Genomic DNA, 13668 nt, shown 5'->3' with positions numbered 1-13668 from the left:
TGGCGCTCGGCTTCACGCTCGTCTTCTTCATCGTGTTCTTCAACGTCTACCAGGGCGTCCGCGAGGTCTCGCCGACGATCCTGGCCAATGCCCGCATGCTCGGCATGAACGAGCGCCAGCTCTTCAGGCATGTCTACTGGCCGTCGGCCCTGACCTGGATGTTCTCCTCGCTCCATACCTCGGTCGGCTTCGCGCTGGTCGGCGCTGTCGTCGGCGAATATCTCGGATCCTCGGCCGGGCTCGGTTACAAGATCCACGAGGCCGAGAGCGTCTTCGACGTCACCGGCGTGTTCGCGGGCATGCTGATTCTGGCGATCTTCGTCATCGCCATCGACGCGCTGGTGACGATGATCGAGAAGCGGCTTCTGGTCTGGCGGCCGGCGCAGAGCTCGACCACGACGGCATGATAGGGGCGGTCATTCCGCATCTGCGCAGCGGCACTACGCGCCGCAGCGCGTACGGGATGACGCAGCGGAGTTGCCCGCTTCCACCGATCTCGCCTATCGTCCCCACCGAACGCGCCCCGCAGAAGCGCCTTTCCATTCAACCGGAGGTTTCGCCATGAAGTTCACCCGCCGCGGCGCGCTGGCTGCGCTCGCCCTTTCGACCGCACTCGGCGCCGCCCCACATGCCGCGCTCGCCCAGAATGCCGAGAAGCCGAAGCTGACCCTCGGGGTCGGCGGCAAGCAGCTCCTGTACTACCTCCCGCTGACGGTTGCGGAGAAGAAGGGCTTCTTCAAGGAGCAGGGGCTGGATGTCGAGATCAACGATTTCGGCGGCGGTGCCAAGTCGCTGCAGGCGCTGGTCGGCGGCTCGGTCGATGTCGTGACCGGTGCCTATGAGCACACGATCCGCATGCAGGCCAAGGGCCAGGATATCCGCGCCGTGATCGAGCTCGGGCGCTTCCCGGCGATCACCATCGCCGTGCGCAAGGACCTCGCCGACAAGGTCAAGTCCGCCGCAGACTTCAAGGGTCTCAAGATCGGCGTCACCGCGCCCGGCTCCTCGACGGCGCTGACCGCGCAATACGCCATGGTCAAGGCGGGCCTCAAGGCGACGGATGCCGCGATCATCGGCGTCGGCGCCGGTGCGAGCGCGGTCGCGGCGATCAAGCAGAAGCAGGTCGACGTGATCTCGCATCTCGATCCCGTGACCTCGAAGCTGGAGGCCGATGGCGACATCGTCTCGCTGATCGATACGCGCACCGAGGCCGGCACCAAGGCCCTGTTCGGCGGCTCGAACCCGGCGGCCGTGCTCTATCTCAAGAACGACTTCGCCGAGAAGAACCCGGTCACGACCCAGAAGCTCGTCAACGCCTTCATGAAGTCGCTGAAATGGCTGGAGACGGCGAAGCCCGAGGATGTCGCGGATCTCGTGCCGGAAGAGTTCCTGCTTGGCGACAAGCCGCTCTATATCCGCGCGGTCAAGAACTCGCAGGAGAGCTATTCGCGCACCGGCATCGCGACGCCCGACGCGATGAAGAGCATGTACGATTCGCTCAAACTGCTCGATCCCGAGCTGACCAATTCGAATGTCGACCTGTCGAAGACCTTCATCGACAGCTTCGCCAAGAAGGCGGCTTCCGGCTCCTGATTGTGGGCGCTGGCGTGGCGCCTGTCTTTTGACGTCGCGCCCGTTCTGCGTTCCGTGCATGCTGCGCCGATTCGCGCTGGGGGAACAACGTGAGCGGCGAAACAGCCTTTCTGGATGGCGGCGGCGACATGGCCGCTGCCATCCGCGAGCATGACTGGGGTTCCACGGCGCTCGGGCCGATCGCCGGCTGGCCCGCCGCGCTGAAGATCGCCGTTGGCATGATGGTCAATTCGCGCTTTCCCAAATGCATCGTCTGGGGCGCGGACCTGATCACGATCCATAACGATGCCTTCCGGCCGATCCTCGGCGACAAGCCTCGCGCGCTCGGCCGCTCGTTCCGCGAGGTCTGGGCCGAGGTCTGGGACGAGATCGGGCCGCTCGTCGACAAGGCGCTCGCGGGCGAGGCGACCTTCATCGAGGATTTCCCGCTCACCATCGACCGCTATGGGCATCCGGAAGAGGCTTGGTTCACCTTCTGCTACAGCCCGATCCGCGACGAGAACGGCCGGGTGCTCGGCATGATCGACACCGTGATCGAGATGACCGGCAAGATGGAGGCGGAGCGCAATGGGCGCCTGCTCAATGCCGAGCTCGCCCATCGCATGAAGAATACGCTGGCGATGATCGCCGCCATCGCGAGCCAGACCTTCCGCTCGGCCGAGACGCTGGAGGAGGCGCAATCGATCCTCGGCGACCGCATCGCGACGCTCGGCGAGGCGCACAGCATCCTGACCCGGTCGAGCTGGAGCAGCGCGCCGATCCGCGCCGTGATCGACGGGGCCCTGGCGCCGCATCGCTCGGATATCGGCACGATCAGCGTCGAGGGGCCGCCGCTGCAACTGGCAGCCGACCAGGCGATGACGCTGGCGCTCGCCGCCAACGAGCTCGCGACCAATGCCGTGAAATACGGCGCGCTTTCGGTCGAGAGCGGAGAGGTCGCGATCCGCTGGTCCGTCGGCCGGCCGCAGAGCGAGGATGCCTTCCGCTTCGAATGGATCGAGCGCGGCGGGCCAGCGGTCGAGAAGCCACGGCGGCAGGGTTTCGGCTCCCGCCTGGTCGAGCGTGTCATGGCGCAGAAATTCCAGGGCGAGGTCGAACTGGACTACCGGCCTGAAGGCCTGCGCTATGTCCTGACCACCACGATGGCCAATATCGCGCCGCGCGAGTAGCGGCTCTGCGCGAGCGATCGGTCTCTTCACCGCTTTCGATTTGCGCCCCGCGCGGGAGCCGTTAGGTTCGCGGTCCCACCGCGAACGGGGTATCGCTTCGGACCATGAACATTCTCTCGATCCAGTCCCATGTCGCCTATGGCCATGTGGGCAACGCCTCCGCGACCTTTCCGATGCAGCGGCTCGGCGTCGATGTCTGGCCGATCCATACGGTGCAGTTCTCGAACCATACGGGCTACGGTAGCTGGAAGGGCCGCGTCTTCGACGGCGGCATGATCGACGAAGTCATGGAAGGCATCGCCGAGCGCGGCGTGCTCGCCACCTGCGACGGCGTGATCTCCGGCTATATGGGCTCGGCCGATATCGGCCATGCCATCCTTTCGGCCGTCGAAAAGGTGCGCGCCGCCAACCCCAAGGCGCTGTATTGCTGCGATCCCGTGATCGGCGATGTCGGCCGCGGCGTCTTCGTGCGGCCGGGGATCCCGGAATTCATGCGCGAGCAGGCTGTGCCGGCCGCGGATATCGTGACGCCGAACCAGTTCGAGCTGGAATTGCTGACCGATGTCGAGATCAAGACGATCGCCGATGCCCATCGCGCGGTCGAGGCCCTGCGCGACGCCGGCCCGAAGGTCGTGATGGTGACCTCGCTCGTGACCGAGGAAACACCGGGCGACTCGATCGACCTGATGGCGGCCGATGCGAAAGGCACCTGGCGGGTGCGTACGCCGAAGCTCGATGTCAGCGTCAATGGCGCCGGCGATGCGATCGCGGCCTTGTTCTTCACCCATTACCTGCGCGAGGAATCGGCGGCGGCTGCGCTCTCGAAAGCCGCGTCGTCGATCTATGGCTTGCTGAAGCGGACGAAGGAGGCGGGCTCGCGCGAGATCCTGACGGTCGCGGCGCAGGACGAGTTCGTTACGCCCTCGCAGGTCTTCGAGCCGCAGGCGATCTGAGCGCGTCGCGATGAAGCTGCGCGTCGGCACCTTCAATGTCGAGAACCTGCTGACGCGGCATCGCTTCGAGGCTGGCGGGCGGGCCGAGACGGACGCCGCGATGTCGCTGTTCCATTTCCCGCGCGCGGACGAGCGCGACGCGGTGGAGCGCTCGCTCGCGGTCGCGCTGGAGGACGACAAGCGCCAGATGACGGCGCTCGCCATCGCCGAGGCTGGCGCCGATCTCTGGATGCTGCAGGAGGTCGACTCACTCGCCAGCCTGCAGGCCTTCTTTGCGAATTACGTCCATCGCATCGCCGACCATCGCTATGGCCATTTCACGCTGGTCGACGGCAATGACCGCCGCAACATCGATATCGGCTTCGCCGCCCGGCGCGATCTGTTCGGGCCGGGGCAGGTCACGGTGCGCTCGCACAAGGACCTGACCTTTGCGCAGGCTGGCTTGCATGACCGCGAGCTCGCCCTGTCCGGCATCGGGCCGCATGGCAAGGTCTTTGCCCGCGACTGCCTGGAGGTCGAGCTGAGCCTGAATGGGCGACGGCTCAGCCTGTTCGGCTGCCATTTCAAGTCGATGAACAATGGTCGTGAGGACGGGCGCGCCGTCACGCTGCCGGTGCGCCGGGCCGAGGCGCGGGCGGTGCGCTGGCTGATCCAGCAGCGCTTTGGCGGCGGCTGGCGCGAGGCGAACTGGATCGTGCTGGGCGATCTCAACGGCTATCGTCACGGACTCGGCCCGCGCGCCAAGATCGTCGACGAGGGCGCCAGCGGCATCGAGCCCCTGCTCGACGATTTCGCCGTCGATCCGATGGAGATGCTGCCGGTGCATGAGCGCTGGACGCATTTCCGGCGCTACTGGTCGGAGAGCGAGGAGAGGTTGGTTGACAGCCATATGCCGCTCGACCGCATCCTGCTCTCGCCGTCGCTGGCTGCAGCCAATCCAAGGCCCGCCATGCAGATGATCCGGCGCGGCCTGCCGTATCGCGTGCCGCTCGATCCGCGCGAGCCGGACCGCTCGATGGCGAAGCTCGCGACCTGCGCGGACCGCTACCCCCGCGTCGGCTGGGACCGGCCCAAGGCCTCCGACCATTGCCCGCTCGCCATCGATCTCGACATCCCCGCAGGCTGATCCCAAGGACGCATCGATGAAACGCCGCTTCGTCACACTCGACGTCTTCACCACGCGCCGCCATGCCGGCAATCCGCTGGCGGTCGTGCTCCAGTCCGAGGGGCTCGATACCGAGGCGATGCAGGCCATCGCCCGGGAGTTCAACCTGTCCGAGACGGTCTTCGTCGCGCCGCCCGAGAAGGCCGAACATCGCGCCTCCGTTCGCATCTTCACGCCTGGCGGGGAGCTGCCCTTTGCCGGTCATCCGACGGTCGGGACCGCGGTCTGGCTGGCGCTGACCGACGAGGCCGAGGGCAGGCCCGCCGACATGCTGGTGCTGGAGGAGAAGGTCGGGCTGGTCTCCTGCGCCGTCTCGATCAAGGGCAGCCATGCCGGGCATGCTACCTTCACGCTGCCGCGCCTGCCGGAGCGCGCGGGTGAGACCGGGACGCCCGCTGCTATCGCGGCGGCGCTTGGGCTTCAGGCTGGCGATGTCGGCTTCGGGGCGCATGTGCCGACGCTCTTCAGCGGGGGCGTGCCGTTTCATTGCGTTCCGGTGGCCAGTGGCGAGGCGATCGGCCGGGCGCGTCTCGAACGCGGGCATTGGTCCGCAGCCTTCGGCCACGGCGGGGCCTTCCTTTACACCCGCGAGACCACCGAGCCTGGCCACGATTTTCATGCGCGGATGTTCTGGCCGGGGGCCGGCATCGAGGAGGATCCGGCGACCGGTGGCGCCGCGGCCGCCTTCGCCGGCGCGGTCATGGCCTATGACAAGCCCGGGGACGGGGACCACCGCCTCGTCATCGAGCAGGGCTACGAGATGGGACGGCCGTCGCAGATCACGCTGGAGCTGAGCGTGCGCGATGGAGCGCTGGTCTCGGCGCGGATCGGCGGGTCAGCTGTCGTGGTCAGCGAGGGCGTGCTGCTGTGACAAATGGCGTGGAGAACAGCACGATCATTCGGCTGTCGCGGGTCGATGCCAGGATCGAGGCCTATGACTGGGCCTTCGCGCGCGAGAACACCGCGCTGATCGCGGCGCATTGGGCGGAGATCAGCGTCGACAAACCGGCGATGTTCAATGGTCGCGTCATGCTCCAGCATCACGCCGCGATCCATGATGGGGTGTTCGAGGCCGGCTATTTCGAGACCGATTACGCGGCTTTCCTGACCTGGCGCGATGTCGGCTATCCCGGTCCGATCGTTCGCAACGGTTTCGCGATGGCGGCGCTCAGGGCCAATGACGGCGCCTTTCTCTGCGGCAAGATGGGCGACCACACCGCCAATGCCGGCAAGGTCTATTTCGCCGCCGGCACGCCCGACCGCGACGACGCACGCCCCGACGGCACGCTCGATCTTGCCGGCAGCGTCACCCGCGAACTCGGCGAGGAGACCGGGCTGCGCGTCGAGGAGCTTCAGGTTGGCGAGGGTTGGACGGCGCTGGTCGAGCAGGGTCGCATCGCCTTCATGCGCGAGGTCCGCATCGATCTTCCTGCCGACGAGGCGCGGGCATTAATGCTGGAGCGGATGAAGCATCTCAAGGAGGAGGAGCTTTCCGACATCGTCATCGTGCGCGACCTCACTGATACCGAAAAGCACGACATGCCGCCCTTCATGCGCCGCTATCTCGCACATATGTTCGACGGCGAGTGATCTGCCCGTTCCGCGAAAGTGACCCGATGAGCTCCGCCGAGACCGCCTGTCCCGAAGCCAATTATCCCGAGGCTCTTGCGTTGCCGGCGGAGAACCCCTTCGCCACGCGCTGGGAGACGCCGTTCCGGCTGCCGCCCTTCGCGGCGATCAAGCCGGAGCATATCCGCCCGGCCTTCGAGGCGGCGCTCGCCAAGCACAAGGCCGAGATCGCGGCGATCGTGGCCGACAAGGCTGCGCCCGATTTCGCCAACACGATCGAGGCGCTGGAGCGGGCAGGGCGGGCACTCAGCCGGGTCGGCGGCGTGTTCTACAACCTCACCGGCGCCGATACGAACGAGGCCTTGCAGGCGATCGAGCGCGAGATGTCGCCGATCACCTCGCGGCACTGGTCGGCGATCATGATGGACGAGGGGCTGTTCGCCCGCGTCGATGCGGTCAATACCCGGCGCGATGCGCTCGGCCTGAACCCGGAGCAGGCGCGCCTGCTGGAGCGCAGCTACAAGGGCTTCATCCGCTCCGGCGCGAAGCTCAATGCCGAGGACAAGAAGCGCCTTGCCGCGATCAACGAGAGGCTGGCGGGGCTCGGCACGCAGTTCAGCCAGAACGTGCTGAAGGATGAATCGTCCTACGCGCTGTTCATCGAAGACGAGGCGGGCCTCGCCGGCCTGCCGGACTTCGTGAAGGCGGCGATGGCGCGCGCCGGCGCTGATCGCGGCAAGCCCGGCCAGCACGCGGTGACGCTGTCGCGCTCGATCATCGAACCCTTCCTGACCTTCTCGACCCGTCGCGACCTGCGCGAGGAGGCCTTTATCGCCTGGAGCAAGCGCGGCGAGAATGGTGGCGAAAGCGACAACCGGGCGATCGTCGCGGAGATGGTGAAGCTCAGGGCCGAGAAGGCGAAGCTCCTAGGTTATCCGACCTTTGCGCATTTCAAGCTCGACGACGCCATGGCGAAGACGCCGGAGCATGTGCGCGGGCTCTTGGAGTTGGTTTGGAAGCCGGCGAAGGCGCGCGCGGCGCGCGAGGCCGCCGATCTTGCGGCGCTGGCGCAGAGCGAAGGCGAGAACGGCCCGATCCGCCCCTGGGACTGGCGCCATTATGCCGAGAAGGTTCGGCAGAAGACCTATGCGCTCGATGAGGCCGTGCTGAAGCAATATCTCCAGCTCGACCGCGTCCGGCAGGCGGCTTTCGACGTTGCCGGCAAGCTGTTCGGGCTGTCTTTCGCGGAGCGGCCGGAGCTTCGGGGCTATCACCCCGACGTGCGCATCTTCGAGGTGACGGAGCGCGCGAGCGGGCGCCATATCGGCCTGTTCGTCGGCGATTACTTCGCCCGGCCGTCGAAGCGCTCCGGCGCGTGGATGAGCGCGTTTCGTGGCCAGCGCAAGCTCGACGGTGAGACCCGGCCGATCATCGTCAATGTCTGCAATTTCGCGAAGCCCGCCGAAGGCAAGCCGGCGCTGCTCTCGCTCGACGATGCGCGCACGCTGTTCCACGAATTCGGCCACGCTCTGCACGGCCTGCTCTCGGACGTGACCTATGGCTCGCTGGCGGGCACTTCAGTCGCGCGTGATTTCGTCGAACTGCCCTCGCAGCTCTACGAGCATTGGTTCCTGACCCGCGAGGTGATGCGGGAATATTGCCACCATGCCGAGAATGGCGAGCCGATCCCGGAAGCGCTGATCGAGAAGATCGAGAAGGCCCAGACCTTCAACCAGGGTTTCGCCACGGTGGAGTACACCTCCTCGGCGCTGGTCGACCTCGCCTTCCATTCGCTGGAGGCCCCGGCGGAGGTCGATCCGCTCGCCTTCGAGGCGGCGGAGCTCGCGCGCATCGGCATGCCCTCAGAGATCACGATGCGACACCGCACGCCGCATTTCACCCATGTCTTCTCGGGCGATGGCTATTCGGCGGGCTATTACAGCTATCTCTGGTCGGAGGTGATGGATGCCGACGCCTTCAACGCCTTCACCGAGACCGGCGACGTGTTCTCGCCGGCCGTGGCGGAGAAGCTGAAGCGCTACATCTATTCGGCCGGCGATGTTCGCGATGCGGCCGAGGCCTACACGCTGTTCCGTGGCCGCCTGCCGACGCCGGATGCGCTGCTGGAGAAGCGCGGGCTGGCGGCGTAGGGAATTCCTTCTCCCCTCGGGTGAGAAGGTGTCTGCGAAGCAGACGGATGAGGGCAGTCTTGACTGCGTCTCACCCGGTCTTCCCTCATCCGACCCGGCTACGCCGGGCCACCTTCTCCCCGAAGGGGAGAAGGATTTAGCTGGGATAACCGAACTTCGCCTTGGTCGCGCGGATCTGGCCGATCGCGCCGGCATCGTTTCCGGCAGAACAGGCCGAGCGGGCACGCGAAATCTCGCCGCTGACCCGGTCATGCACGCTCTTGGTGGTGTGGCCGGTGTCGAGATCGTTGTCGATCACCGCCTGGAAGCGCTCGACCTCGCCGGAGCAGCCCGTGCCCGTCGGCATGTGGAAGGTGTTCGGCGTCACGCCGGGCGCGGCCTGCGAGGGCGGTGGGGCAGGGGGCGGGCCGCCGGACGGCGTCTGGCAGGCGGAAAGCAGGAGCGCGGCAAAGGCCGGGACGAGGACGGTTGAGGCGCGCATCGGGGAAGCTCCGGCTGATCGTGCGCGAAACATGACCGATTCCTCCGGCGCGGCAAAGCCGCCGCTCAATCGCGCTCCGGCATGAACAGAGCGACGAAGGTGAAGAGGGCCGCGGCACCGGCCGCCAGCCAGATCGCATCGAGCCCGATCCGGCTGTGAGCGACCGCACCGGCAATCGCGCCGCTGAGCAGGCCGAGCCAGAGTACGAAATGGCGCAGGAAGGCGAGCTTCGGCCCGCCGAGCAGGGCGCCGGCGATGCGCTGGCCCATCTTCACCAGCGTGCCGGTCATGTAGGTCAGCCCGATCGTGACCTCGCCGTCGCGCTGGAAGACGCTGTTCTCGGCGCCCATCGCCATGGCGAGCACGCCGGCGCCGGCCATGCCGAAGCCGATCGAATCGAGGCCGGCCGAGATCAGCAGGGCCAGCGTGACGAAGCCCAGCACCGCCGCCTTGCGTTGGCGCCCGGCGAAATGGCCTGCGAGGGAGCCGCCGACCACGCCGAGGACGAAGAGCCCGAGGATCGTCACGGCGAGCAGGATGCCGCCGGCATGGCGGCCCGCAAGCTCGATGGCGAAGCGGGTGGTGTTGCCGCTCATGAAGGAGACGAAGAAGCCGCCAAGGCTGAGGAAGCCGAGCGCGTCGACGAAGCCGGCAAGGCCCGACAGGCAGAAGGCGAGGCCGATGACAGGGCGGTCATAGCGCATCATGGGCGCGGCGCTCCGGCGATTCAGGCCGGCATTCAGTGGCGCGCGACCCCGGCCGAATCGCGCACCGCCATCCTAATTCACAGAAGGCGTCTGTTCTTATTTCAATTAAGCATGCGACATATGCTTGCGCTGAACCCCGTGCTTCGGTTACATCCTGTCCCGTCGATTTGAGGAACGCCCGTGGTTTCGACCGCCCGCCATGACCTGACGAAGGACTGCGCCGCTGCGCAGGTCGTCGGCATGCGCGCCCGCGCTCCGTTCTCGCTTCTTGGCCTTCTTCTCCTTAGCTGCCCCTGAGGGCCGGCCGGGCATGCTGCCTGGGCGCTCAGGGGAGTTACGAGAACCGCCGACAGAAAACCTTAGCGCCCGCTTTCCCAAAAATTCCGCGGCGCGCCGACACCCGGAAGCAGAACCATGACCAACCCGACCCAGTCCGGCTCCTCCAAAGACCGCGTCCTGATCTTCGACACCACCTTGCGCGACGGCGAGCAGTGCCCCGGCGCCACCATGACCTTCGAGGAGAAGCTGGAGATCGCCGACGCGCTCGATGCGATGGGCGTCGACATCATCGAGGCCGGCTTCCCGATTGCGTCCGATGGCGATTTCGAGGCGGTATCCGAGATCGCCCGCCGCCTGAAGCGCGCGACCGTTGCGGGCCTGGCCCGCGCCATCAGCGCCGATATCGCCCGGGCCGGCGAGGCCGTGCGCCATGCGGTGAAGCCGCGCATCCACACCTTCGTCTCGACCTCGCCGATCCATCTGGAGCACCAGATGCGCAAGACGCAGGAGCAGGTGCTGGAGATCATCACTGCGACGGTGACGCAGGCGCGCAACCTGGTCGAGGATGTCGAATGGTCGGCGATGGACGCGACTCGCACGCCGATCGACTATCTCTGCCGCACGGTCGAGGCGGCGATCCGGGCCGGCGCGACCACGATCAACCTGCCCGATACCGTGGGCTACGCCACGCCGGACGAGTATCGCGCCATGTTCAAGGCGGTGCGCGAGCGCGTGCCGAATGCCGACAAGGCGACCTTCTCGGCGCATTGCCATAACGACCTGGGCCTGGCCGTCGCCAACTCGCTGGCGGCGATCGAGGGCGGTGTCAGGCAGGTCGAGTGCACGGTCAACGGCATCGGCGAGCGCGCCGGCAATGCCGCGCTGGAGGAGATCGTGATGGCGCTGCGCGTGCGCGGCGACGCGATGCCTTACGATACCGGCATCGACGCGACGCAGTTGATGCGCATCTCCAAGGCCGTCTCGACCGCCTGCTCCTTCCCGGTGCAGTACAACAAGGCGATCGTCGGCAGGAATGCCTTCGCGCATGAGAGCGGCATCCATCAGGACGGTATGCTGAAGAACAACACCACCTACGAGATCATGACGCCGGAATCGGTCGGCGTGACCAAGACCTCGCTGGTGATGGGCAAGCATTCCGGCCGCGCCGCCTTCCGCTCGAAGCTGAAGGAAATGGGCTACGAACTGGGCGACAACCAGCTCGAGGACGCCTTCACCCGCTTCAAGGCGCTGGCCGACCGCAAGAAGCATGTCTACGACGAGGACATCGAGGCGCTGGTCGACGAGAACATCGCGACCGCCCATGACCGCATCAAGCTGGAATCGCTGACGGTGATCGCCGGCACGCGCGGCCCGCAGCGCGCCACGATGAAGCTCGATGTCGACGGCAAGCACGTCACGGAAGAGGTCGAGGGCAACGGGCCGATCGACGCGATCTTCAACGCGATCAAGACGATCGTGCCGCATGAGGTGTCGCTGGAGCTCTACGATGTCCATGCCGTGACCGAGGGCACAGACGCGCAGGCCGAGGTAACCGTGCGTCTCTCGCGGGACGGCTCGTCGGTGACCGGGCGCGGCGCCGATCCGGACACGCTGGTCGCCTCGACCAAGGCCTATCTCGCCGCGCTGAACAAGCTGATCGCCCGCGGCGGACGCCTGCACGCGCAGGCGGCGGAGTAAGACGCAAGGCGTCGAGAGGCGCTCTCAAGGGAAGCGTGTCATCCCGTGCGCGCTGCAGCGTGAAACGCTGCGGCGCAGACACGGGACCGCGCGACGCGTAAGGCGCGCTTCCTCGCGGCCTCCAAAAAGGGCGCCTCTTCCTGAGAACGGTCCCGTGCGCGCAGCGGCACTACGCGCCGCAGCGCGCACGGGATGGCAGCGCTGCTGCCAACACGCTGACCGCGCTTGATTCCGGTGGATGACGCTGGCGTGATCTGGCGCCGGCTCGGTTTTTGCTCTCATCTGCACGTCCGGTGCGGTCGCTCCCCCGGCGACCCTGGGGAGCGCGATGCCGATGGGCTATTTTCCGAACTGGACAATGAAAACCTCCGGCGCCGTGCTGCCGGACGAGCGGCTGCCGACCGGCCAGACGGTCATCGCCGGCTTGCAGCATGTCGTCGCCATGTTCGGCTCGACGGTGCTGGCGCCGGTGCTGATGGGCTTCGACCCCAATGTCGCGATCTTCTTCTCAGGGATCGCGACGCTGCTGTTCTTCGTGATCACCCGCGGGCAGCTGCCGAGCTATCTCGGCTCCTCCTTCGCCTTCATCGGCGTCGTCATCGCCGCGACCGGCTATGCCGGTTCCGGCCCCAACCCGAATATCGCGGTCGCGCTCGGCGGCATCATCGCCTGCGGCGCCGTCTATGCCGTGATCGGCCTGATCGTGCAGGGCGTCGGCACGGCCTGGATCGAGAAGCTGCTGCCGCCGGTCGTGACCGGCGCCGTCGTCGCGGCGATCGGTCTCAACCTGACCTCCGTCGCGATCAGCATGATCTCGGCCAGCCCCTATACGAAATGGATCGCCCTGTTCACGGTCGTCTCCGTGGCGCTGGTCGCGGTCTACGGGCGCGGGCTTCCGCAGCGCCTGCCGGTGCTGATCGGCGGGCTTGCGGCCTACATCCTCTACGCGCTGACCGCGTCGAGCTTCGGCGCCCCGACGATCGATTTCGGCAAGATCGGCGCTGCCGCCTGGTTCGGTCTGCCGCATTTCGTCTCGCCGGTCTTCGACGCCAAGGCGATGACGCTGATCGTGCCGGTGGCGATCATTTTGGTCGCCGAGAATCTCGGCCATATCAAAGGCATCTCGGTGATGACCGGGCGCAATTTCGATCACCTGATCGGCCGCGGCTTCTTCGCTGATGGTCTCGGCACCATGATCGCGGGTTCGGGCGGCGGCACGGGCGTCACCACCTATGCCGAGAACATGGGCGTGATGGCGGTGACGCGGGTCTATTCGACGCTCGTCTTCGTCGCGGCCGGCGTGATCGCGCTGCTGCTCGGCTTCTCACCCAAGTTCGGCGCGGTGATCGGCACGATCCCTGTCGCGGTGCTCGGCGGCCTCGCGGTCGTGGTCTTCGGCCTGATCGCCGCGACTGCCGGCCGGATCTGGGTCGAGAACAAGGTCGATTTCTCCGAGCCGAAGAACCTGATCACGGTCGCGACCGCGCTGATTCTCGGCGCCGGCGACCTGAAGCTGCCGATCTTTGGCTATGAGCTCGGTGGAATCGGCACCGCGACATTCGGCGCGATCGTGCTTTATCACGTGCTGAACCGCCGTACGGCCTGACAATCCACAGCGCGGCGAAGCCTTTTTCGCCGCGTTTGAAAAATCTGTCACAGATGGGTGGACAGGGGGCGGGGCCTTTGCTACACGCCCCCTGCCTGACGCGGCCAACGCCGCTGACCGGCGACGCTTCGTGGCGTATGGGTGATTAGCTCAGTTGGTAGAGCAGCTGACTCTTAATCAGCGGGTCGTAGGTTCGAGCCCTACATCACCCACCACGACCTCTCCTTTGAAATCAGATGGTTGAATGCGGTGGCCGAGTTTGGTCGCCGGAGTAGGGCGCGAATATCGCGCCCTTTTG

Annotated in this window: 12 protein-coding genes and 1 tRNA gene; 11 read left to right on the top strand and 2 right to left on the bottom strand. The window is 66.5% G+C overall.

Annotated elements, in window-relative coordinates; all coding sequences use genetic code 11:
• The 8 genes from Q0Q36_RS11760 to Q0Q36_RS11725 all read left to right on the top strand — a co-directional run.
• Positions 1-407, top strand: a 407-nt coding sequence (locus tag Q0Q36_RS11760; RefSeq protein WP_293798332.1) for an ABC transporter permease, incomplete at its 5' end; no start/stop codon positions are given.
• A 154-nt stretch (positions 408-561) separates the two neighbouring features.
• Positions 562-1593, top strand: a complete 1032-nt coding sequence (locus tag Q0Q36_RS11755) for an ABC transporter substrate-binding protein (RefSeq protein WP_293798331.1) — start codon at positions 562-564, stop codon at positions 1591-1593.
• 89 nt (positions 1594-1682) lie between these two features.
• On the top strand, positions 1683-2762 hold the full coding sequence (locus Q0Q36_RS11750; protein ID WP_293798330.1) for a sensor histidine kinase: 1080 nt from the start codon (positions 1683-1685) through the stop codon (positions 2760-2762).
• A gap of 104 nt (positions 2763-2866) precedes the next feature.
• Entirely contained in the window at positions 2867-3715 is an 849-nt protein-coding gene (gene pdxY / locus Q0Q36_RS11745; protein ID WP_293798329.1) for a pyridoxal kinase PdxY, read from the top strand.
• 10 nt (positions 3716-3725) lie between these two features.
• Entirely contained in the window at positions 3726-4841 is a 1116-nt protein-coding gene (locus Q0Q36_RS11740; RefSeq protein ID WP_293798326.1) for an endonuclease/exonuclease/phosphatase family protein, read from the top strand.
• A 16-nt stretch (positions 4842-4857) separates the two neighbouring features.
• Complete coding sequence (locus tag Q0Q36_RS11735) at positions 4858-5751, top strand: PhzF family phenazine biosynthesis protein (RefSeq protein WP_293798325.1); 894 nt, start codon at positions 4858-4860, stop codon at positions 5749-5751.
• 8 nt (positions 5752-5759) lie between these two features.
• Positions 5760-6470 (top strand): NUDIX hydrolase, encoded by a 711-nt coding sequence (locus Q0Q36_RS11730; protein WP_293798323.1) that lies wholly within the window; start codon positions 5760-5762, stop codon positions 6468-6470.
• A 26-nt stretch (positions 6471-6496) separates the two neighbouring features.
• Positions 6497-8599, top strand: a complete 2103-nt coding sequence (locus Q0Q36_RS11725) for a M3 family metallopeptidase (protein ID WP_293798321.1) — start codon at positions 6497-6499, stop codon at positions 8597-8599.
• 136 nt (positions 8600-8735) lie between these two features.
• Here Q0Q36_RS11725 and Q0Q36_RS11720 read toward each other — a convergent pair whose 3' ends face one another.
• Positions 8736-9080, bottom strand: a complete 345-nt coding sequence (locus Q0Q36_RS11720) for a hypothetical protein (RefSeq protein WP_293798319.1) — start codon at positions 9078-9080, stop codon at positions 8736-8738.
• A 65-nt stretch (positions 9081-9145) separates the two neighbouring features.
• On the bottom strand, positions 9146-9787 hold the full coding sequence (locus tag Q0Q36_RS11715; protein ID WP_293798317.1) for a YoaK family protein: 642 nt from the start codon (positions 9785-9787) through the stop codon (positions 9146-9148).
• A 414-nt stretch (positions 9788-10201) separates the two neighbouring features.
• Here Q0Q36_RS11715 and Q0Q36_RS11710 point away from each other — a divergent pair, with 414 nt between their 5' ends.
• From Q0Q36_RS11710 to Q0Q36_RS11700, 3 genes are all read left to right on the top strand, one after another.
• On the top strand, positions 10202-11764 hold the full coding sequence (locus tag Q0Q36_RS11710; protein ID WP_293798316.1) for a 2-isopropylmalate synthase: 1563 nt from the start codon (positions 10202-10204) through the stop codon (positions 11762-11764).
• Positions 11765-12122: 358 nt separating this feature from the next.
• On the top strand, positions 12123-13370 hold the full coding sequence (locus Q0Q36_RS11705; protein ID WP_367187172.1) for a solute carrier family 23 protein: 1248 nt from the start codon (positions 12123-12125) through the stop codon (positions 13368-13370).
• Between the two features lie 139 nt (positions 13371-13509).
• A tRNA-Lys gene (locus tag Q0Q36_RS11700) sits at positions 13510-13585 on the top strand.
• Positions 13586-13668: the final 83 nt, after the last annotated feature.

It is taken from the genome of uncultured Allobosea sp. (assembly GCF_945957345.1).
Taxonomy (GTDB): domain Bacteria; phylum Pseudomonadota; class Alphaproteobacteria; order Rhizobiales; family Beijerinckiaceae; genus Allobosea.
Note: the sequence above shows the minus strand (reverse complement) of the source record. Positions and strands in the feature narration are given on the sequence as shown.